Raw genomic sequence first — 22,035 nt, forward strand, 5'->3', positions numbered from 1 at the left:
GCTCTGATGTTTGAATGCGATTATAGGCTAATACTATCATTAAGGAATGAAGTTGATAAAATTTGTGCGTAATGTGGTTTTATTCATTTTAACAGCGATCTTTTTAGCGCTCATGCTTTTAGTGAGTTATTGCATGCCCCATTATAGCGTGGCTGTCATTAGTGGGGTGGAAGTCAAAAGAATGAATGAAAATGAAAACACGCCCAATAATAAGGAAGTAAAAACCCTTGCCAGGGATGTCTATTTTGTGCAAACTTACGACCCTAAGGATAAAAAAAGCGTGACCGTTTATCGCAATGAAGACACGCGTTTTAGCTTTCCTTTTTATTTTAAGTTTAATTCGGCTGATATTTCAGCTCTCGCTCAAAGTTTAGTCAACCAGCAAGTGGAAGTGCAATACTATGGCTGGCAGATCAATTTGTTTAACATGTTCCCTAATGTGATTTTTTTAAAACCCTTAAAAGAGAGCGCTGAGATGTCAAAACCCGTTTTTAGCTGGATTTTATACGCCTTGCTACTAGTGGGCTTTTTTATCAGCGCGCGCTCTGTTTGCGCTTTATTTAAGGGCAAAGCTCATTAATTCTTTTAGGCTTTGTTGGAAAATCACAATGGGGTTATTGGAGCGTGCATTAAAAAGCTCAATATAGGGCAAGCTCACGCTGTAAAAAGCGGTGTTGTTTCCTCTCAAATTGATAGCGATTTTATAGTCTAATTGGTGGGATTTCAATAAAAAGTCATTCAACAAACAATCATTGATTAAACCCAAATTGTCATGGCTAATCAAAAGCATTTTGGCTTTTAATTTTAGGGCAAAATCCAGCATGTTTTCTTCTAAAGTGATAGGCACGCATAACCCTCCAGCCCCTTCAACGATGACTAAATCGTAAGTTTTGGTGAAATTGTGAAGGCGTTGGATTAAATTATCCGTATCAATGGGGTCGTTTGGATCTTCTTCTTGTTGGGCGATGAGGGGGGCTGAAGCTTTAGCGTAGCGATAGAATGAAACGTCTTTTAAGGTTAAAGAGCGATCTAAAAGGCGGTTATCCTGTAAGAATAGGTGCGCATCGCTAGAGTGGTTAATGGCGTCATTAACGCCCGTTTCAATGGGTTTTAATAAAATCGTTTTAACGCCACAAGCGTTGCAATATTTTGCTAATAGCCTAGCGCATGTGGTTTTTCCAGCATTGGTGTTAGTCGCGCTGATAAAAAGCATGGTTTAACTTTTAAACTGATAAGCCCCATCAAAGATTTGAGAAGTCAATACATTTTTGATTTGTGGTAACTTCACATTCTTTAACGCTTCTCTTGGGACTTCTACCACTAATTCGTTTAATGATTGGTCGCTCATAGGGTTATCAATATCAAAGATGAAATTCAAGGTATTGTGGAGTGAGTTATACGAAACATTGTCAATTAACGCATAGAGTAGTCTAATGCCCTCTGCTTGCTCTATGGCGGTTACGATACTCTTGGATAGTCTTGGACTGATACTATCAAGTTGTGTCGCTAAATCTGAGATAAAGCAATACCCCGCATCGATGTCAATGGTGTTAGCAAGCACTTTAGCTATAAGTGTCTTACTCACTTTTTTGCCTTGTCGCATAGCGTTGGCAACCTTGCGGATTTTAATATTGTGGTTATAGCTCTGTCTAAAGCTTTTGCTTGTGATACATTTTAGTTTTTCTCTGTCAAAAATACCTTTTCGTTCCCAATCCTCTATCTCATCAATAGAGAATGATTGTTGATAACCATTAGTCCTAGAACTATTCTGTCTTGCTATAACGCTAGATTTAACAAAGTCCATAACTCCTAACCCCTCTGTAAAACCTCTAGGTAATCTTATCGCTTTTATTTGTGTCTTAACGATGTCTTTAAAATACACACCATAATTGTCTTTGTCTTCTTTTTTAAAGAAAGTATAGACTTTGTCTTGTAATCTTGTGAGAGATTGTGGCAATTCATTAGGAGCAGAGAATGTGATGCCTGTAAAAGTCCAATCCACTTTACCAAAATCCTTTTCTGTCGCTAATACTAAATCTACTTTTCCAGTCTCGGCGTTTTGACAATAACAAATCGCCTCTTGATTGAAATACTTTGCCAAATCTAATAATTGGTCTTTCAAGTCAAATGAGTTACTAGGTTCGTTTTGGAATACGAAAAAGCTAACTTCTTTATCAGGTAAAATATTGTCTTTAGGGTTGTCTTTCCAATACCCTAATACTTGAATATAACCAATGAAATCTCTCTCACTATCCAATAGTGATTTTAGCTGTTGTGTCCTTTCCATATTCTCTTTTCTAGTGTATCGGTATGTCTTAACAAATTTCTCACTAGACATAAAGTCTCTCATTGTCGCATTGCTGTTTATGAACTCATCAACATAATTTTTACCTAACTTCCTACTCAATGTCTCATAAATTCCTTTAACTAAAATCTTATATTGGGGGATAACTTTACCTGTAGGTCTAAAAAATCCCTTAACTTTAATAGATTTTGTGGGGTCAATGCCATCAGTTGCCTTTCTAAATTTAGTCTTATTCTCTTTCATTTGAACTAAATAAAGCTTTGATATTTTGTCTTTTTCATTAGGTCTTAATCCACTACTATAAGCTTTTTTTAACAAGACTTGTTGGTCATCAGTAAAGTCTTTTTCAAAGGCAGGTCTAAAAGGTCTAAACGCCGAGATAGTCCCAAAAGGTAGTCCGCTTTTGATTTTATTGACAATACCTCCAAGTCTAGTAGCTTTAATAGTCGTGTTTTGTTCGCTTTTAAGTCGTGAGATTTCATCGCCAACAGCATCTAAAAACTTGCTTAAAGGCATTGCCTTACCAAGCACCCTAACGCTAGGTTTATTTTGTCTAGCTAATTTCTTGTCCGCTAACGCCTTATCAATAGATGCTGTCAAGGAAGTGTTCCTTTGTGGTTCATCATCAACCATTTCTAAAAAATCGTAATTCAATAACATTATCGTGTCCTTTTCTTTAAGCGAGATTGTAGCGCTTTATCTTTGAGCTTTCAGCGGGTCATTAGGGTTTATTTGGTATAATATCAAAACTTCATTTAAGGTTGGTTCTTATGAATATTTTATTTGGGATTAGCGACACGCAAGAATGTTATAACGCTATTAAATTCGCTGTCAAATTAGCCCATTCGCTTAAAGAGGTCCGTTTCACCTTGTTGCATGTGAGCATGGAAGTGTTTATTTATAGCGAAAGCGGGATGATGGATTACGGCCAAACAGAAGCCTTAGAAGAAGAAAAGGCTAAGGCTTTGTTAAAGCAATTTGAAGACGCTTTCAAAAAAGAAAATATAGAGTGCGAGAGCGTTTTAAAGAGCGGTGATTTGATTGATGTGGTCTTGGATATGGCTAAGGATTATGATTTGTTATTGATCGGGGCGAGCGAATCCAATTTGTTGTATCGTTTGTTCATTTCGCACCAAAATAGCCTTGTTGAGCAATCCAGTATCCCTGTTGTGATCGCTAAGTAGCATGAAAATGCATCAAATACCCACCCCCACCATGTCGCAAGTGATCATGCTTAATGACTCCATTACGACAGCGGAATTTATGGTTTCTGCTTTAAGGGATTTTTTTGACAAGCCTTTAGAAGAAGCTCAAGAGCTCATGCTAAGCATCCATCGTGATGGCGATGGGGTTTGTGGCGTTTATCCTTATGAAATCGCCATATATAAGGCGGTATGCGTGAGGGATAAAGCCAGAGCGTTAAAATTCCCTTTAAGATTAATGGTGCAAGAGGTAAAATAATGGACAAATTCAATAAAGATTTGAATGAAGTTTTATCTCATGCTTTAGATTTAGCCCTAGATTTTAACCATGTCCTTTGCACCACAGAGCATGTGCTGTTAGCCATTTTAGAGCATGGGATTGGAATAAGGATTTTTAATACTTTAGAAGAAGATAACTACCATAAAATGGAGCAAATCCTTAAAGACTACTTGCAACAATACATTCCTTTAAAAAACGATCCAACCAAAATACCAGACAGGAGTCCCGTATTAGCAAGAGTGTTTAAAAAAATGTATGCGAGTTACTTGGATAGCGTGGGCGTGGAAGAATTGCTTATTTTTATTTTAGAATACGATGATTGTTACGCTTCAAAACTCTTGGATAGTTTTGGCATCACTCGTTCGTATTTCAAGTCCGCTTTATTGGATTTTGATAACCCTAATGATATTAATGATAATGACATTAATAATGAAGAAGCGCCCAAAAGCACTCCCCTAAAAAAATACACTAAAAACTTGAGCGCTTTAGCCCAAAATAACGCTTTAGATCCAGTCATTGGCAGAGAAGAAGAGATTTTAAGAGTCATAGAAATTTTAGGGCGCAGGAAAAAGAATAACCCGCTTTTAATTGGCGAAGCGGGCGTGGGAAAAACTTCCATCGCTGAAGCTTTGGCTTTAAAAATCGCTCAAAAAGAAGTACCGGAATTTTTGCAAGAATATGAGGTTTATTCTTTGGATTTGGCTTTAATGGTGGCTGGGGCAAAATACAGAGGGGATTTTGAAAAACGCCTGAAAAAAACGCTCAAAGAGATCCAACAAAACGGCCGTATCATTTTATTCATTGATGAAATCCACACCCTTTTAGGCGCAGGGAGCAGTAACGCTGGGAGCTTGGATGCGGCGAATATGTTAAAACCGGTTTTAACGGATGGGAGCTTGAAATGTTTGGGGGCGACCACTTTTGAAGAATACCGCAGCGTGTTTGAAAAAGACAAGGCTTTCAACAGGCGTTTTTCTATAGTGAATGTTGAAGAGCCTTCTAAGGAAGCGTGTTACTTGATTTTAAAGAATATTGCCCCCCTTTATGAAGAACACCACCAGGTGCGTTATAATGAAAGCGTGTTTAAGGCGTGCGTGGATTTGACGAGTTATTACATGCATGATAAATTCTTGCCGGATAAGGCGATTGAATTATTAGATGAGGTGGGATCAAGGAAAAAGATCAACCCTAAAAAAGGCAAAAAAATCAGCGTTGATGACGTGCAAGAAACGCTCGCTCTAAAGCTTAAAATCCCTAAAATGCGCTTGAGTAGCGATAAAAAAGCCCTTTTAAGGAATTTGGAAAAATCGCTAAAAAATAAGATTTTTGCCCAAACCGAAGCGATTAATCTTGTCAGTAATGCGATCAAAATCCAGTATTGCGGGCTTTCTTCTAAAAATAAGCCTGTGGGGAGCTTTTTATTCGTGGGGCCTAGTGGGGTGGGGAAAACAGAATTGGCTAAAGAATTGGCCTTGAATTTGAATTTGCATTTTGAACGCTTTGACATGAGCGAATACAAAGAAGCCCATAGCGTGGCAAAGCTCATCGGGAGTCCTAGCGGTTATGTGGGGTTTGAGCAAGGGGGGTTATTGGTGAATGCGATTAAAAAGCACCCGCATTGTTTGCTGCTTTTAGATGAGATAGAAAAGGCCCACCCTAATGTGTATGATTTGTTGTTGCAGGTGATGGATAACGCCACTTTGAGCGATAATTTAGGCAATCAGGCGAGTTTTAAGCATGTGATACTGATTATGACTTCAAATGTGGGGAGTAAGGATAAGGACACGCTAGGGTTTTTTAGCGCTAAAAACGCCAAGTATGATAAAGCCGTTAAAGAGCTTTTAACCCCTGAATTGCGATCCAGAATTGATGCGATCGTGCCGTTTAACGCGCTCAGTTTGGAGGATTTTGAACGCATTGTTTCTGTGGAATTAGACAAATTAAAAGCCCTAGCGTTAGAGCAAGGCGTGATCTTAAAATTCCATAAAGAAGTTGTGAAATGCATCGCGCAAAAAAGCTACCAAACGACTTTAGGAGCGAGAGAAATTAAAAAAATCATTCACCATGAAATCAAAACCCAATTAAGCGATATACTGCTCTTGCAATCGCTTAAAAAACCTTGTAAGATCGCTTGCTTATTGGAAAAAAACCAATTGGTTTTAAAAGAAATCAAGCGCGCGCAAAAGGTGAAAGAAAATGACTTTTGAAATGCTTTATAGTAAAATCCATAGGGCTACTATCACAGACGCTAATCTCAATTATGTAGGCTCGATCACCATAGATGAGGATTTAGCCAAGCTCGCTAAGCTCAGAGAGGGCATGAAAGTGGAAATCGTGGATGTCAATAACGGCGAACGCTTCAGCACCTATGTGATTTTAGGGAAAAAAAGGGGCGAAATTTGCGTCAATGGCGCAGCAGCCAGAAAAGTGGCCATAGGCGATGTGGTGATCATCTTAGCTTATGCGAGCATGAACGAAGATGAAATCAATACGCACAAGCCAAACATCGTGCTAGTGGATGAAAAAAACGAAATTTTAGAAAAGGGTTAGAGATGGATTTTAGTCAATTGGGCGGGTTAAGCGGGTTATTAGACGGCATGAAAAAAGAGTTTTCCCAACTAGAAGAAAAGAATAAAGACACGATCCACACTTCCAAAAGCGGTGGGGGAATGGTGAGCGTGAGTTTTAATGGGTTGGGGGAGTTGGTGGATTTGCAAATTGATGACAGCCTGCTAGAAGATAAAGAAGCGATGCAAATCTATTTGATGAGCGCTTTGAATGACGGGTATAAAGCCGTAGAAGAAAACCGAAAGAATTTAGCCTTTAACATGCTAGGGAATTTTGCCAAGTTGTGATGCTTTATAAAGCCCTTATCGTTTTTATCGCTCTGTTGGGTTTTTTGAATGGTTTAGGGGCTTATGATTTCAAGCATTGTCAGGTTTTTTTTAAAAAAGCGAGCCTTAAAAATGGGGGCGTGGCTTTAAGGGAATTGCCTAAAGGCGTGTATTTGTATTACTCTAAAACCTACCCCAAACACGCTAAAGTCATCAAATCCGATCCTTTTATAGGGCTGTATTTGTTGCAAAGCGCGCCAAGCGAGTATGTTTATACATTAAGGGATTTGGACAAAGACGCCCTTATAAGACCCATGGCCAGTATAGGGACTAATCAAGCCACAGAAGCGCGATTATTAGTGGGGCAAAAAGGCTATGACCGCTACGCTCAAATTTCACAAAAAACCCAAAAAAATGGCGTTATCAGCAATATTTGCTATCAAATGCTAGGGCTAGGGGTAGGGGGGAACGGCTTTATAGAAACGAAATTCATCAAGCGCTTTTTAAACCAACAAGAGCCTTATTATGGGGATATTGGGGTGCGTTTAGAAGAACATCATAAGCGTTTAGTGGTAGCGCAATTCGATCCCTTTTTCCCTAAAAACCCTTTTTTAAAAAACGATGAAATCCTAGCGATCAATGATTACAAGATCCGCTCGTTAGCGGAGTTTGAATGGGTGGTGAGCAATCTTAAATACCAAAGCCTTGCAAAAGTGAAAATCAAACGAAACCACAAAATCAAAGAAGTAACGCTCAAAGTCAATAAACGCTATGGGGGGTTTTTGCTCAAAGACACTTTTTTAGAGCGCTATGGCATCGCTTTAGACGAGCGTTTTATCATCACTAAAATAGGTGCTCATTTACCCAAAGGCTTGGATTTTTTAAAGCTTGGGGATAGGATTTTATGGGTGAATCATAAAAGTGTTTCGTTCAACCCGAAGGCTTTAAGAGAAGCGTTAAGCGCGCCTAAAATTGAATTATTAGTCTGGCGTAAAGGCTTTGAATTTTACATTAAAGTCCGTTGAAACATTGATGAAACATGACGCTTATGAAATCATTCTTTCTTGGTTTATCACGCCTCTCACGGCGATTTTAGGGCGTTTCGCTGAATTTTTCCTCTACACCTTGCATGCGCAATTGGTGTTTAATAGCGCGGTCGCTTTGGCGTTCATGCTTTTTGCTTACAGGAGTTTGAAAGAACAGAATTTTTTCAGCGCTAGCGTGCTTTTAGAAGCGTTATGGTTTGTGGGGTTTTTTGCGCTGTTTAACTACGCTTTGAAAAACCCTTCGTGCTTTTATGAATTGTTTCAAAACGCTATTTTTGTTGCGCCTAACATGATCACTCAAAGCCTTTCTCAAAGCTTGAGTAACTTTTCTAACCACGCGCTTTCTTTAGATTTTATTTTTAATCATGGTTTTTATGCCCTTAGCTTCATCAGCGATTTGAGCCATAACGAAATGTCCGTGTGGCTTTTTTTAAGCATTTTGCAAGTGCTTTTTTTGAGCGTGCTGTTTGCGATCATCATTTTAGTGTATTTGGAAGCGCATGTGTGGTGCTCTTTAGGGGCGCTGTTTTTAGCGTTTGGATTTTTCAAAACCTGGAGGAGCGTTGTGGTTATATGCCTTAAAAAATGCTTCGCTCTTGGGTTTTACAAGCCTTTTTTGTTGTTAGTGGGTTTTTTGAACGTGTCGGTTACTAAGGCGTTAATGGACGCTAGCATGCAAGAAAAACAAGACTTAAGCCTTTTATTGGTGGTGGCGTTATTTTTGTGTTGCGTTTTTATCATAGGCGTGCCTTTTTTCATCAACGCTTTGTTTAGGGTGCAAAACAGCCTCAAAGAAACTTACAAACTCGCCACCAATTTGAGCGCTAACCTCACTCAAAGCGCTTTGCAATCTTTACAATATACCACAACCTCGCCCGCTCTTTCTAGCGTTTCTCCTTCTACAAGCGGTAGCGTTTCTAAAGAAAAGGAAACGCATTCCCCCACATTCAAGGTAGAAACCACTCAATTAGATGTAAAAATCCCAAATTTCAAGCAAAAAAAGGTTAAAAAGGATACAATAAATACAAAAAATGAAATTTAAATAAATGGGAATTTAATGAGAATTTTTTTTGTTATTATGGGACTTGTGTTGTTTGGTTGCACCAGTAAGGTGCATGAGATGAAGAAAAGCCCTTGCACCTTGTATGAAAACAGGTTAAATCTCGCATGAAAGAAAAGCCTTTCAATAGCGAGCAGTTGATCTATTTAGAAGAGCTTTTAAGCCACCAAGAAAAGCATTTAGAGAGCAAGCTTTCTGGTTTTTCGGTGAACGATTTGGACATGCAAAGCGTGTTTCGGCTAGAAAGGAACCGCTTGAAAATCGCTTACAGGCTTTTAGGTTTGATGAGCTTTATCGCGCTTGTCTTAGCGATCGTTTTAATCAGCATTCTGCCCTTACAAAAAACCGAACACCATTTCGTGGATTTTTTAAACCAGGACAAGCATTACGCCATTATCCAAAGAGCGGATAAAAGCATTTCCAGTAATGAAGCGTTGGCTCGTTCGCTCATTGGGGCGTATGTGTTAAACCGAGAGAGTATTAATCGCATTGACGATAAATCCCGCTATGAACTGGTGCGCTTGCAAAGCAGCTCTAAAGTGTGGCAACGCTTTGAAGATTTGATTAAAGCCCAAAACAGCATCTATGCGCAAAGCCATTTAGAAAGAGAAGTCCATATCGTCAATATTGCGATCTATCAGCAAGACAATAACCCCATTGCGAGCGTGTCCATTGCAGCTAAACTTTTGAATGAGAACAAGCTCGTGTATGAAAAGCGTTATAAAATCGTGCTGAGTTATTTGTTTGACACCCCGGATTTTGATTACGCTTCCATGCCTAAAAACCCTACCGGCTTTAAAATCACTCGCTACAGCATCACTGAAATCGCGCCGATTAGTAGGAATGATTGATGCGTAAGGTTTTATACGCTCTCATTGGGTTTTTGTTGGCTTTTAGCGTTTTAAAAGCCGATGATTTTTTAGAAGAAGCGAACGAAACAGCCCCGGCGCATTTAAACCACCCCATGCAGGATTTAAACGCCATTCAAGGGAGCTTTTTTGACAAAAACCGCTCCAAAATGTCCAACACTTTGAATATTAATTATTTTCAAGGGCAAACCTATAAAATCCGCTTGCGTTATGCGATGGCGACCTTATTGTTTTTTTCAAAACCCATTAGCGATTTTGTTTTGGGGGATAAGGTGGGCTTTGATGCGAAAATCTTAGAGAGCAACGATCGCATTTTACTCATCAAGCCTTTACAAATCGGCGTTGATTCCAATATCAGCGTGATTGATAGCGAGGGTAAGATTTTTTCTTTCTATGTGTTTTCTACCACTTTCACCAGCTCCAAACACCCTAATTTACAGGTTTTTATAGAAGATAAAAACTATTACACTAACGCTTTTATCAAGCCCCAAAAAGAAAATCAAGAAAATATGGCTGAAAATGCCCCTAAAGATGCCCAAAAAAATAATAAGCCCCTAAAAGAAGAAAAAGAAGAAACTAAAACCCCAGAAGAAGAGGTGATAATTATTGGCGATAACACTAATGCGATGAAAATTATTAAAAAAGACATCCAAAAAGGCTATAAGGCTTTAAAAAGCTCTCAAAGGAAATGGTATTGTTTATGGGCTTGTTCTAAAAAATCCAAACTCTCCTTAATGCCTGAAGAAATCTTTAACGACAAACAATTCACTTATTTCAAATTTGACAAAAGATTAGCGCTCTCTAAATTCCCGGTGATTTATAAGGTCGTTGATGGCTATGATAATCCGGTGAATACAAGGATTGTGGGCGATTACATTATCGCTGAAGACGTTTCGGCTAAATGGACTTTAAGGCTGGGTAAGGACTATTTGTGTATCCGTTTTGTCAAAAGGAGCAAAGGTGAATAAGTGGCTTAAAGGGGCGATTGTTTTTATAGGGGGTTTTGCAACGATTACAACCATTTCTTTAATCTACCACCAAAAGCCAAAAGCCCCCTTAAATAACCAACCTAGCCTTTTGAATGATGATGAGGTGAAATACCCCTTACAAGACTACACCTTCACTCAAAACCCACAGCCAACTAACACGGAAAGCTCTAAAGACGCCACCATTAAAGCCTTACAAGAACAACTCAAAGCCGCTTTAAAAGCCTTAAATTCCAAAGAAATGAACTATTCCAAAGAAGAAACTTTTACTAGCCCTCCCATGGATCCAAAAATAAACACAACCCCCCCTAAAAAAGACTTTTCTTTAAAGCAATTAGATTTACTAGCCTCTCGCATCACCCCTTTCAAACAAAGCCCTAAAAATTACGAAGAAAACCTGATTTTCCCTGTGGATAACCCTAATGGCATTGATGGTTTCACTAACCTTAAAGAAAAAGACACCGCCACTAATGAAAACAAGCTTTTACGCACCATTACAGCTGACAAAATGATACCCGCCTTTTTGATCACGCCCATTTCTAGCCAGATCGCTGGTAAAGTGATTGCGCAAGTGGAAAGCGATATTTTTGCGAGCATGGGCAAAGCCGTCTTAATCCCTAAAGGCTCTAAAGTCATAGGCTATTACAGCAACAATAACAAAATGGGCGAATACCGCTTGGATATTGTATGGAGTCGAATCATCACTCCCCATGGCATTAATATCATGCTCACTAACGCTAAAGGGGCGGACATTAAAGGCTATAACGGATTAGTGGGGGAATTGATTGAAAGGAATTTCCAACGCTATGGCGTGCCGTTACTGCTTTCTACGCTCACTAACGGCTTATTGATTGGGATCACTTCGGCTTTAAACAATAGAGGCAATAAAGAAGAGGTGACTAATTTCTTTGGGGATTATCTTTTATTGCAATTGATGAGGCAAAGCGGCATGGGGATCAATCAAGTCGTCAATCAAATTTTAAGAGACAAGAGCAAGATCGCCCCCATTGTGGTGATTAGAGAGGGAAGCAGGGTTTTCATTTCGCCCAATACTGATATATTCTTCCCTATACCCAGAGAGAATGAAGTCATCGCAGAGTTTTTGAAGTGACTCAAAAATGCCAGATTAAAAACGCTATAATAACCCTAAAAAACAAAAGAGAGCCTAGCAAGAAAGCCCATGAAAATTAAAAATGTCTTATTGAGTGGGGGGAGCGGCAAACGCCTATGGCCTTTAAGCCGTAGCCTATACCCTAAGCAATTTTTAAAGCTTTTTGATCATAAAAGCTTGTTTGAGTTGAGTTTTAAAAGAAACGCTTCCTTAGTAGATGAAACGCTCATTGTGTGCAATGAAAAGCATTATTTTTTAGCCCTAGAAGAAATAAAAAACGAAATCCAAAACAAGAGCGTGGGTTTTTTACTAGAGAGCTTGAGTAAAAACACCGCTAACGCCATCGCTTTGAGCGCTTTAATGAGCGATAAAGAAGATTTACTCATCGTTGCACCAAGCGATCATTTGATTAAAGACCTTCAAGCGTATGAAAATGCGATAAAAAAAGCGATTGGTTTAGCCCAAGAAGGTTTTTTAGTCACTTTTGGCGTGAGTATTGACAAGCCCAACACGGAGTTTGGGTATATTGAAAGCCCTAACGCTCTAGATGTCAAGCGATTCATTGAAAAGCCAAGCCTAGAAAAAGCGATAGAGTTTCAAAAAAGCGGAGAGTTTTATTTCAATAGCGGCATGTTTGTTTTCCAAGCGGGCGTTTTTTTAGACGAATTAAAAAAGCATGCCCCTACTATTTTAAAGGGGTGTGAAAGAGCGTTTGAAACTTTAGAAAACACGCATTTTTTTGAAAACAAGATCGCGCGTTTGAGCGAAAAGAGCATGCAAGATTTAGAAGACGTGAGCGTGGATATAGCCTTAATGCAACAAAGCCACAAAATCAAAATGGTAGAATTGAACGCCAAGTGGAGCGATTTAGGGAATTTTAACGCCCTTTTTGAAGAAGCGGCTCACGAGTCTAAAGAAAATGTCAGCTTGAATCAAACGCCTGTTTTTGCCAAAGAGAGCGAGAATAATTTAGTGTTTTCTCATAAAGTGAGCGCTCTTTTAGGGGTTGAGGATTTAGCGATCATTGACACTAAAGACGCTCTTTTAGTCGCTCATAAAGATAAGGCTAAGGATTTAAAAGCCCTAGTGAGCGAGATAGAAATAAATAACCAGGAATTGTTGCAAACGCACACTAAAGTCTATCGCCCTTGGGGGAGTTATGAAGTCTTGCATGAGAGCGGTTGCTACAAGGTTAAGATTTTAGAAGTCAAACCAAACGCTAGGCTTTCTTTACAAAAGCATTTCCACAGGAGCGAACACTGGGTGGTGATTAGCGGGATGGCGAGCGTGGAGTTGGATCACCAATCGTTTGAATTGCAAGCTAACCAATCCACTTATATCCCTAAAAACACCTTACACCGCCTGGCTAATTATGGCAAAATCCCTTTAATCATCATAGAGGTCCAAGTGGGCGAGTATGTCGGCGAAGACGATATTGTAAGGGTTGATGACGATTTTAACAGACAGAATCAAAACACCTAATGAAAAGATTTAATAAAGAAAATTCAATAAAGGAAAAATAATGAAAGAAAAAATCGCTTTAATCACTGGGGTTACCGGGCAAGACGGGAGCTATCTGGCCGAATACTTGCTGAATTTGGGTTATGAAGTGCATGGGTTAAAAAGGCGCTCTTCTAGCATCAACACTTCTAGGATCGATCATCTGTATGAGGATTTGCACAGCGAACACAAAAGGCGTTTTTTCTTGCACTATGGGGATATGACCGATAGCTCTAACCTCATCCATTTGATCGCTACCACTAAGCCTACAGAGATTTATAATTTAGCCGCTCAAAGCCATGTGAAAGTCTCTTTTGAAACCCCAGAATACACCGCTAACGCTGATGGTATTGGCACGCTTAGGATTTTAGAGGCCATGCGGATTTTAGGCTTAGAAAAGAAAACGCGCTTTTATCAAGCCAGCACGAGCGAATTGTATGGCGAAGTCTTAGAAACCCCACAAAATGAAAACACCCCCTTTAACCCACGAAGCCCCTATGCGGTCGCTAAAATGTATGCTTTTTATATTACCAAAAATTACAGAGAGGCTTATAATTTGTTTGCGGTTAATGGCATCCTTTTTAACCATGAGAGCAGGGTAAGGGGCGAAACTTTTGTAACCCGTAAAATCACACGAGCCGCTAGCGCGATAGCGTATAACTTAACGGATTGCTTGTATTTAGGGAATTTAGACGCTAAAAGAGATTGGGGGCATGCCAAAGATTACGTGAAAATGATGCATTTAATGCTCCAAGCGCCTACCCCACAAGATTATGTGATCGCTACAGGAAAGACCACGAGCGTGCGCGATTTTGTGAAAATGAGCTTTGAATTTATCGGCATTGGTTTAGAATTTCAAAATACAGGGATTAAAGAAATCGGTTTGATTAAAAGCGTTGATGAAAAAAGAGCGAACGCTTTACAATTAAACTTAAGACATTTAAAAACAGGCAAAATCGTGGTGCGCATAGACGAGTGCTATTTTAGGCCTACTGAAGTGGATTTGCTCTTAGGCGATCCCACTAAGGCTGAGAAAGAGCTAGGCTGGGTTAGGGAATACGATTTAAAAGAGTTGGTTAAGGACATGTTAGAATACGATTTAAAAGAATGCCAGAAAAACCTTTACTTGCAAGATGGGGGCTATATTTTAAGGAATTTTTATGAATGAGATCATTTTAATCACCGGCGCTTATGGCATGGTGGGGCAGAACACGGCGTTGTATTTTAAAAAAAATAAGCCTGATGTTACCTTACTCACCCCTAAAAAGAGCGAATTGTATTTGTTGGATAAGGACAATGTTCAAGCCTATTTGAAAGAATACAAGCCTACAGGCATTATCCATTGCGCCGGGAGAGTGGGGGGCATTGTCGCGAACATGAACGATCTTTCAACTTACATGGTTGAAAACCTGTTGATGGGCTTGTACCTCTTTTCTAGCGCTTTAGATTTGGGCGTGAAAAAAGCCATTAATCTAGCGAGCTCTTGCGCTTATCCTAAATACGCCCCTAACCCCTTAAAAGAGAGCGATTTATTGAACGGCTCTTTAGAACCAACGAATGAGGGCTACGCTTTAGCCAAACTTTCTGTGATGAAGTATTGCGAATACGTGAGCGCTGAAAAGGGCGTTTTTTATAAAACCTTAGTGCCTTGCAACCTTTATGGCGAGTTTGACAAGTTTGAAGAAAAGATAGCGCACATGATACCAGGGCTTATTGCTAGGATGCACACCGCTAAATTAAAAAATGAAAAAAATTTTGCGATGTGGGGCGATGGCACGGCCAGAAGAGAGTATTTAAACGCTAAAGATCTAGCCAGATTCATCGCTCTCGCTTATGAGAATATCGCTCAAATACCTAGCGTGATGAATGTCGGCTCTGGAGTGGATTACAGCATTGAAGAGTATTACGAAAAAGTCGCTCAGGTTTTAGATTATAAGGGCGTGTTTGTGAAAGACTTATCCAAACCAGTGGGCATGCAACAAAAGCTTATGGATATTTCCAAACAAAAGGCTTTAAAATGGGAATTGGAAATCCCTTTAGAGCAAGGCATTAAAGAAGCTTATGAGTATTATTTGAAGCTTTTAGAGGTTTGATCTAAAATCAAGGCTCTTATAGAGCTATAAAAACGCTCCGCTATTAGGCGTTGGGCTAGCGATTTTACGATATTGTGCTTATCAATTCGCTTCAAACAAACTTGAGCCATTAAAAGGGGTTTGGTCGCTTTGCTCTAAATCTCAAGTGCTTTCAAAAAGCAAGGCGTGTTGCTCTGATTTTTCATAAAGAACTAGGGGGTGGGGAATGTAAGGGGCTTTTTCTATGAGATTAACCACCGCTTGCTTTAAATCAAAACTTGTATTTTACAACCAGTAGCTATAATTTGCATGAGATTTATCTTTTATATGAGCGGGCAATTCCCTCTATTAAATTGAATGTCCTAGATTTCTATGCTGTCTGTTTTAGAGATGATTATCAGTTGGTTTTCACTTTCCAAAATTCCAAGTCCCTTTATCAGTCTTTATACTAACTTCCTTTATATGCTGACAACGAAGTATATAAAATTGATAGCTATCGCCAAATTTTAGCGTTTTATTGATCTTGAAATAAGGAAATCCATCGTTATCACAATCCCCACGATTGATTTTTGCGCTCAATATAGTGATACTATCAACATTTGAAATGATGCTTATCCAATAAAGACCGTGACCATACCTACTGAAAGTTACTTCTATGTCTATTGGGGGTTTTTCACTACCACTACACCCCACAAAAAACACAGCAAACCCAAAAATGACCGCTCATATCAAGCCCGCTTTTTTTTGTAACACCCACTATTAAAACGCTCTCTTATTGTAAGTTTTCTCTCAAATAGCTTGAGTATAGTAGACTTAGACTTAGGCGATCTCTAAAAATTTTAGAGGGCAAAGGCGGTAGGGTTTTAAAAAGCGCGTTAGTTTTAACAAATCCTGGGCAATAGTTCGCCCTCTGGCACCTCTAAGATCCTTTCAAAACCCCATGCGTTCTTTAAAACCACGCTAGGATAAGGGTTTTCAAACACTTTGCCAATCACGCAAGCGTTTTTCGCTTTCTCATTACTTTTTAAAATTTCTAAGGCTTTAGGGGCGTCTTTTTGATTGAGCGCTAACACAAACACCCCCTCATTAGCCAGCGCGTAGGGTTCTAGCCCTAAAATCTCACAAATCCCTTTAGTTTCTTCTTTTAAGGGGATTTTTTCTTCTTCTATGACGATTTTCACTCTGGAGCTGTTCGCCCATTCGTTCAATACGCTCGCTAACCCGCCCCTAGTCGCATCTCTTAAAGCATCAATTTTGAGATCGCTTAAAAATAGGGGTTTCAATAAAGGATAGAGCAGTTGGCAATCGCTTTGCAAATTGGTTTTAAGTTTGATTTCATTACGCGTCGCAAACAGGCTTGCCCCATGATTGGCAATCGTGTCGCTTAGGATAATGGCTTGCCCTTGTTGTAAGTGGCGCGAAGAAATCCCTGGCTTGATGATTTTACCCATACAGGTTGTGTTGATAAAAAGCTTATCCACGCTCCCTTTTGGCACGACTTTAGTGTCTAGGGAGAGGAGTTTTAAGTTGGCTTTAAACAATTCTTTTTGTATGGATTGTAAAATTTGCTTTAAAAGAGGGATTTCTAAGCCTTCTTCTAAAATAAAACCCATATTCAAAAACAGAGGTTCGCCCCCTTGTACGCTCACGTCATTCGCGCTCCCGCAAACGCAAAGCTTGCCTATATCGCCCCCATTAAAGATTAAGGGCGTGATGACAAAACTATCCGTGCTTACGCAATATTCCCCACTAGCCTTAAATATAGGGGCGTCTTCATCAAACGCAACAATCCATTCTTTTAAATAAGGCATGAAGACTCGCTCAATCAAAGCGTTTGTTTCTTTCCCTCCGTTCCCGCATGCTAGAGTTACGCTATCCATTTTTATCCTTTTTTGATGATTGTAGGGTTGAAATACGCCATTAAAGCTTGACCGACAGGGATACTGCTGTCATTGGGGGGGAAATGCTTGTGGAAAAAATACTCCCTTTGAAGCTTTTTCAATCGTTTGGCTAATTGTTCGCACAACAATTGGTTGCAAAACACGCCCCCACTGCACACCACGACATGCCCTTTAAAAGGTGCAATCAAAGCGGTAATGATTTCTACTAAGCTGTTAAAAAATTTCTTAGCGATGCGTTTAGGTTCTAAAACGCCCAAATCCTTTTCAAACGCTTGATAAAATTCCTTCAAACGCACCACGCTGTTTTTGATTTCAAAAGGGTAAAAGGCATTCTCATCGCTTTGTAGGGCTAGATTTTCTAAAACCTGCCCGCTCTCTGCTTCAAAACTGATCGTTCCCACTAAATCCAAACTAAACGCCACTATATCAAACAAACGCCCTATGGAATTGGTGGCGACGCTTTGAATTTTTTTGTCATGTATTTGTTTAAAAATTCCTAATTCGTCTTCTTTGAAATGTTTTTGAACGCGTTTTAAAAGCTTGTTGAGCTGGTGCTTTAAAGCGATTTCTAAAACCAATCTTCTAGGCTCTTTGATCGCTTTTTGCCCCCCTAAAAGCCAAAATTCTTCAAACCTGGCGATTTCTTCAATGCGTTCAAAATCCCCCACAAAACACTCCGCCCCATAAATCTTATTTTCATAAGCCCCACTCCCATCCCAAACAATACCTATAAAGGGGTGATTTAAACGCGGATCTTGCAACGATGCGTCTAAGACGCTCGCTAAAAAGTGGGCATGGTGGTGCTGGACTTGCAACAAGGGCGTATTAAAATCAAAAGCCATTTGAGTGGTGGTGTAGTTTTGATGCTTGTCGCAAGCTAAGAGCGTGGGCTTGAAATCATAGGTTTTTAAGAAAAAATTCAGGGTTTCTTTAAAGTGTTTTTCATTTTCTAAAACGCTCAAATCCCCACAAAAAGGCGAGAGCAAGACAACGGAAGTTTCGCTATCTAATAAGCTAAAATGCCCTTTTTGCTCCGCTCCAAGCGCTAAAATCTTTTTGGGTGGATAATTAGAGCGTTTGGGCAAAGTGAGGTAAAGGGGGGCAAACCCCCTAGCCAAACGCATGGGGCGAATGGCATTATCCACGCGCTGTGCGACACTATCATCAATCCTGTGGATGATAGCGCGGTTGTGCGTGAGCTTAAAATCAAAAATAAAATGAAGCGAATCGATCTCTTTTTCATCGCTCGCTAAAGGGAGAGAGCTGAAATTCGCACTCGTGAACACAATAGGGAAATCCAATAAATCCAGTAATAAAGCATGCAAAGGGGTATAGGGCAAGATAACGCCATAAAAGGGGGAGTTTTTGGCGATATTGGGGGCTAATTTTACATTAGGTTTTTTACGGGCTAAAAGAATGGGGGCACTTACAGAATTCAAGCTTTCGCATTCTAATTCATTTAAAAACGCATGCTGTTTGGCTGAGTTTAAGTCTTTAAACATGAGCGCGAAAGGCTTTAAGGGGCGGTTTTTTAAAAGCCGTAACCTTTCTATGGTTTGAAAATTCCTCGCATCGCACAAGAGAGCAAAGCCCCCCAAACCTTTAAGAGCGATGATTTTACCCTTTTGAATGTCTTTAGCGCATTCTAAAAGAGCGTCATCATTTTTGAATCGCTTATAAGTGAGCGCGATACCGCACTTTTTGCAGCTGATGCCTTGAATGTGGAATCGTTTGTTGGTGGCGTCTTTATAAACGGATGCGCAAAATTTGCAGAGCTTGAAAGGTTTTAAGGCGGAATTTTCTCTGTCATAGGGCAGGGCGTTTAAAAGGCTGTATCTCGCCCCGCACTTCGCGCAAGAATTGAAAGCGTAATGAAAATAGGGGGAGTTTTTATCTCTGATTTCGCGCAAGCAATCCTCGCACACGCCTAAATCTTTAGGGATTTGACTGAGTAAATTCAAGGGGTGGTTCTTGCTTTCTAAAATCCTAAAATCATTGAAATGAAGCGCCTTATCATAGGGGCTAATAACGATTTTTTCCACCAACGCTAAAGGGGGTAATCCCTTTTTTAGGGCGTTTAAAAAAGACTCTGTTTTATGAGCGGGTAAGACAATCTCTAAAGCCGCTTGGGTGTTACGCGTAAAGCCTACAAGCCCTAATTTTTGAGCCAGGGTATAAACAAAAGGGCGCATGCCCACGCCTTGAACCACGCCAAAAAGCGTGATTTGATTCAATAAAGCTGCATCGTTACACAATGCAAACTCCCATGCTGTTTGATTAGAGTATTACAATCAACCCCTATCACTTCTAAGGGCGTGTGTTGTCTTAAGGTTTCTAAAATGAGCGCGTCTTTAGGGTCGTTGTAAGTGGGGACGATTAAAGCGTTATTGCACAATAAAAAATTCACATAAGTCGCCGGCAAGCGTTGTTGGTTTTCATCATAAATGGCTTTGGGGATTTCTAGGGGGATGAGTTTATAGGGCGTGCCATCTAGTTTTTTAAAGGTTTTTAATTCTTCTTGCATTTTTTTTAAGGCTGTGTAATGCTCATCGTTTTCATCTTCGCATGCGCTATAAACAATGGTGTCTTTATTTAAAAAACGAGCGAGCGTGTCGGTATGGCTATCGGTATCATCGCCTTTTAAATAGCCATAAGAATACCACAGCACTTGTTTAGCCCCTAATTCCTTTTTAAGCATGGTTTCTATTCCATTTTGATTCAAATGGGGGTTACGATTTTTTTCTAGCAGGCATTGGGTGTTGGTCAAAATGCTCCCGGCCCCATCGCTTTCTATGCTCCCGCCCTCTAAAATATAGGGCATCGTTTTTAAAGGGTGTTTTAAAAACCCTAAATGTTTGAGCTTGAAATTCACTAAATTGTCTAAATTGGACGGGTATTTTAACCCCCAGCCATTAAAACCAAAATCCAAGCACTCTAAAACGCCATGATTTTCAACGCTGATCGCTCCAAAATCCCTAGCCCATGTGTCGTTGGTGTCAATCCTTGCGATCTCTACACCGGGTAAATTTTTAAGCGTCTCATAACCGATAGTGTCGTTAGTATGGACGCACACCAACACTTTAGCGTGTTTGGCTATGGTTTGAATGATGTGTAAAAAGCTCTCCCTGGCCTCTTCAATACAATACGCCCAGTCGCCAAACTCATGGGGGAACGCCATTAAAATCGCTTGGATTTTTTCAAACTCCGCTAACATTCTTTTCATTAAAATATCCTTTTAAGCAACTATAACACAATCTCATTCAAATAGCGTTTTTAAAAGCTAGCTCAAACGCTTTTTAGCGATTTGAAAATATTCTTTTTCTGATTCTATACCGATAAAATTTCGTTTTAAATTTTTGCACGCTAAGCCGGTGGTGCCGCTCCCCATGAAAGGATCTAGCACTGTGTCATTAGGGTTTGTGTGGATGGAAATGATTTTTTCCATTAAGGCTAGGCTTTTTTGCGTGGGGTGTTTCACTCTTTCAATCCCGCTCACCACAGGGCTTTTTAAGATCAAGGGCCGTAAATATTTTTCATTTTCAGGTTTGTTAAACACCCATTTGGCTTTCTTTTTAACCGCCCATAGGGCAAATTCTGTGTCTTGGACATAACGCCGGTGGATGTTTCTTGGCATGGGATTATTTTTAACCCATTGGATAAAGTCTTTGACCACAAAGCCGTTTTCTTCTAAAAAATCAGCGATATAGCTTATAAACCTGTAAGAGCAAAAAATCACCATGCAGCCGTTTGGATTGACTAAGGGGGCGTAGCGTGCGATCCATTCTAAAATCTTGAAATTTTTATCCCATTCCCCAAAGTCTATGCCCTGTCTTTTAGCGCTCTTTAGGGTGGAAAAATTGTTTTTAACCGAAATGTTGTAAGGAGGATCCGTGATGATCGCATCCACTTTTAAATTTTGTTGGTAAAAATCCTTGATGATTTCAAAGGCGTCAGCGTGATGGATTTGTATCATTTCTTGCACTTTTTAAGATCGCTTTGCCTAAGGCTAGGGCTAGAAGAGGAGGCACGGCGTTACCGATTTGCTTACAAACGCTCGTTTTATTGCCGTAAAAGATATAATCATCGCTAAAACTCTGTATCCTAGCGGCTTCCCTGGGCGTGATAGAGCGGTGCAATTCAGGGTGGGAGTTGGTGTCATTGCTAGGAGTTACTAAATGGGAGCGGTTAAAAAAGTCGTTGTCTATAATCAGATTTAAAAGTTTCTTGTAAAAAGCGTTTTCGTCTAAATGCAAGTCGTTTTCTAAAATGAAAACAAAAGTTCCTTTGATTTTTGTAACGCTTTCTTGATTGGATTGCCAAATTTGATGCTTGCTTAAAATATTGAGAGCGTTTAAAACTTGCGCTTTGCTTTCTTCATATCCAGAGATAAATTTTGAAGCCTTATAAGAACACACCCCATAAATACAACCATTTTTAATTTGAAAACGGCTCAACAACACCCCCAAATTAAAGGGATCAATGGCGTTTAAAAAGCGAGAAACAAGCAACAATAACCTTTCATTTTTTAAAAGGATTATAAAATAACGCTCATTAGTTTTTGTTTAAAGGTTTTATCCTGCTACTAACAAGGCATGGTTTAAAAATCTTAATCCAAGCTCTCATCAAAGAGCTTTTAAGTTAAAAGATTACGATATTAAATGAACGCATCATTGGATTTTTAGGACAAAATTAATGGCATTGAACTTTTCAAAATAGTTACAATGCTTGAGCTAGCGAGCTGTATTAGTTTAGCTACCTTAATGAGAGTGTCATTTAAATCTTATAGCACATCATAGGGCTTTAGCATTCACAAATAGATTTGCAAAAGAATACAATCATATCAATTAACATGGTGAGTTTTTTGACTCC

23 protein-coding genes and 1 pseudogene are annotated in these 22,035 nt (G+C 39.6%); 15 read left to right on the forward strand and 9 right to left on the reverse strand.

What is annotated here, in order from left to right:
- The first annotated feature begins 52 nt into the window (after positions 1-52).
- Positions 53-580 (forward strand): DUF1523 family protein, encoded by a 528-nt coding sequence (locus CS889_RS00170; RefSeq protein WP_172825143.1) that lies wholly within the window; start codon positions 53-55, stop codon positions 578-580.
- Here the strand turns inward: CS889_RS00170 and bioD are convergent.
- Positions 557-1,213, reverse strand: a complete 657-nt coding sequence (gene bioD, locus CS889_RS00175) for a dethiobiotin synthase (RefSeq protein WP_099167442.1) — start codon at positions 1,211-1,213, stop codon at positions 557-559. The two genes, CS889_RS00170 and bioD, sit on opposite strands and share 24 nt — an antisense overlap.
- A gap of 3 nt (positions 1,214-1,216) precedes the next feature.
- Positions 1,217-2,965 (reverse strand): hypothetical protein, encoded by a 1,749-nt coding sequence (locus CS889_RS00180; RefSeq protein ID WP_089086472.1) that lies wholly within the window; start codon positions 2,963-2,965, stop codon positions 1,217-1,219.
- Positions 2,966-3,075: 110 nt separating this feature from the next.
- Here CS889_RS00180 and CS889_RS00185 point away from each other — a divergent pair, with 110 nt between their 5' ends.
- The 14 genes from CS889_RS00185 (at position 3,076) to CS889_RS00250 (ending at position 15,286) form a co-directional block, all read left to right on the forward strand.
- Complete coding sequence (locus CS889_RS00185) at positions 3,076-3,489, forward strand: universal stress protein (protein WP_001023005.1); 414 nt, start codon at positions 3,076-3,078, stop codon at positions 3,487-3,489.
- Between the two features lies 1 nt (position 3,490).
- The gene (locus CS889_RS00190; RefSeq protein ID WP_000781792.1) at positions 3,491-3,766 is read left to right on the forward strand and encodes an ATP-dependent Clp protease adaptor ClpS; all 276 of its coding nucleotides are present in this window, start codon (positions 3,491-3,493) and stop codon (positions 3,764-3,766) included.
- Positions 3,766-5,994, forward strand: a complete 2,229-nt coding sequence (locus CS889_RS00195) for an AAA family ATPase (RefSeq protein ID WP_089086473.1) — start codon at positions 3,766-3,768, stop codon at positions 5,992-5,994. The genes CS889_RS00190 and CS889_RS00195 overlap by 1 nt, the downstream gene beginning before the upstream one ends.
- Positions 5,984-6,337, forward strand: coding sequence for an aspartate 1-decarboxylase (gene panD / locus CS889_RS00200; RefSeq protein WP_000142286.1), 354 nt, complete (start codon positions 5,984-5,986; stop codon positions 6,335-6,337). The genes CS889_RS00195 and panD overlap by 11 nt, the downstream gene beginning before the upstream one ends.
- Before the next feature lie 2 nt (positions 6,338-6,339).
- On the forward strand, positions 6,340-6,642 hold the full coding sequence (locus CS889_RS00205; protein ID WP_000347926.1) for a YbaB/EbfC family nucleoid-associated protein: 303 nt from the start codon (positions 6,340-6,342) through the stop codon (positions 6,640-6,642).
- Entirely contained in the window at positions 6,642-7,646 is a 1,005-nt protein-coding gene (locus CS889_RS00210) for a PDZ domain-containing protein (protein ID WP_089086474.1), read from the forward strand. Before CS889_RS00205 ends, CS889_RS00210 begins: the two co-directional genes overlap by 1 nt.
- A 7-nt stretch (positions 7,647-7,653) precedes the next feature.
- Positions 7,654-8,709: a type IV secretion system protein gene (locus CS889_RS00215; protein WP_089086475.1), complete on the forward strand. Its 1,056-nt coding sequence runs from the start codon at positions 7,654-7,656 to the stop codon at positions 8,707-8,709.
- 15 nt (positions 8,710-8,724) lie between these two features.
- Complete coding sequence (locus CS889_RS00220) at positions 8,725-8,838, forward strand: hypothetical protein (RefSeq protein WP_001217877.1); 114 nt, start codon at positions 8,725-8,727, stop codon at positions 8,836-8,838.
- The gene (locus CS889_RS00225) at positions 8,835-9,578 is read left to right on the forward strand and encodes a VirB8 family type IV secretion system protein (protein WP_000660557.1); all 744 of its coding nucleotides are present in this window, start codon (positions 8,835-8,837) and stop codon (positions 9,576-9,578) included. The genes CS889_RS00220 and CS889_RS00225 overlap by 4 nt, the downstream gene beginning before the upstream one ends.
- Positions 9,578-10,564 (forward strand): TrbG/VirB9 family P-type conjugative transfer protein, encoded by a 987-nt coding sequence (locus CS889_RS00230; protein WP_089086476.1) that lies wholly within the window; start codon positions 9,578-9,580, stop codon positions 10,562-10,564. Before CS889_RS00225 ends, CS889_RS00230 begins: the two co-directional genes overlap by 1 nt.
- Positions 10,557-11,693 carry a DNA type IV secretion system protein ComB10 gene (locus tag CS889_RS00235; RefSeq protein ID WP_089086477.1) on the forward strand — a complete coding sequence of 379 codons (1,137 nt, stop codon included), beginning with the start codon at positions 10,557-10,559 and terminating at the stop codon, positions 11,691-11,693. The genes CS889_RS00230 and CS889_RS00235 overlap by 8 nt, the downstream gene beginning before the upstream one ends.
- A 69-nt stretch (positions 11,694-11,762) precedes the next feature.
- Positions 11,763-13,175 (forward strand): mannose-1-phosphate guanylyltransferase/mannose-6-phosphate isomerase, encoded by a 1,413-nt coding sequence (locus CS889_RS00240; protein ID WP_089086478.1) that lies wholly within the window; start codon positions 11,763-11,765, stop codon positions 13,173-13,175.
- A gap of 40 nt (positions 13,176-13,215) precedes the next feature.
- On the forward strand, positions 13,216-14,361 hold the full coding sequence (gene gmd, locus CS889_RS00245) for a GDP-mannose 4,6-dehydratase (protein WP_089086479.1): 1,146 nt from the start codon (positions 13,216-13,218) through the stop codon (positions 14,359-14,361).
- Positions 14,354-15,286: a GDP-L-fucose synthase family protein gene (locus tag CS889_RS00250; RefSeq protein WP_001002481.1), complete on the forward strand. Its 933-nt coding sequence runs from the start codon at positions 14,354-14,356 to the stop codon at positions 15,284-15,286. The genes gmd and CS889_RS00250 overlap by 8 nt, the downstream gene beginning before the upstream one ends.
- Before the next feature lie 27 nt (positions 15,287-15,313).
- Here the strand turns inward: CS889_RS00250 and CS889_RS08275 are convergent.
- The 7 genes and pseudogenes from CS889_RS08275 to CS889_RS00280 form a co-directional block, all read right to left on the reverse strand.
- A pseudogene (locus CS889_RS08275) lies at positions 15,314-15,523 on the reverse strand (anthranilate synthase component I); the annotation flags it as partial.
- Positions 15,524-15,673: 150 nt separating this feature from the next.
- Positions 15,674-15,967, reverse strand: coding sequence for a hypothetical protein (locus CS889_RS08385; protein WP_099167445.1), 294 nt, complete (start codon positions 15,965-15,967; stop codon positions 15,674-15,676).
- A gap of 179 nt (positions 15,968-16,146) precedes the next feature.
- Positions 16,147-17,145 (reverse strand): hydrogenase expression/formation protein HypE, encoded by a 999-nt coding sequence (gene hypE, locus CS889_RS00260; RefSeq protein ID WP_089086480.1) that lies wholly within the window; start codon positions 17,143-17,145, stop codon positions 16,147-16,149.
- Positions 17,146-17,147: 2 nt separating this feature from the next.
- A complete protein-coding gene (hypF, locus tag CS889_RS00265; RefSeq protein WP_089086481.1) occupies positions 17,148-19,400 on the reverse strand; it encodes a carbamoyltransferase HypF in 2,253 nt (750 codons plus the stop codon).
- Positions 19,397-20,389: an agmatine deiminase family protein gene (locus CS889_RS00270; protein ID WP_089086482.1), complete on the reverse strand. Its 993-nt coding sequence runs from the start codon at positions 20,387-20,389 to the stop codon at positions 19,397-19,399. The genes hypF and CS889_RS00270 overlap by 4 nt, the downstream gene beginning before the upstream one ends.
- Before the next feature lie 57 nt (positions 20,390-20,446).
- On the reverse strand, positions 20,447-21,139 hold the full coding sequence (locus CS889_RS00275) for a DNA-methyltransferase (RefSeq protein WP_089086483.1): 693 nt from the start codon (positions 21,137-21,139) through the stop codon (positions 20,447-20,449).
- The gene (locus CS889_RS00280; RefSeq protein ID WP_231899355.1) at positions 21,117-21,674 is read right to left on the reverse strand and encodes a DNA cytosine methyltransferase; all 558 of its coding nucleotides are present in this window, start codon (positions 21,672-21,674) and stop codon (positions 21,117-21,119) included. Before CS889_RS00280 ends, CS889_RS00275 begins: the two co-directional genes overlap by 23 nt.
- Between the last annotated feature and the right edge of the window lie 361 nt (positions 21,675-22,035).

This window comes from Helicobacter pylori (genome assembly GCF_900120335.1).
Taxonomy (GTDB): Bacteria; Campylobacterota; Campylobacteria; order Campylobacterales; family Helicobacteraceae; genus Helicobacter; species Helicobacter pylori_BU.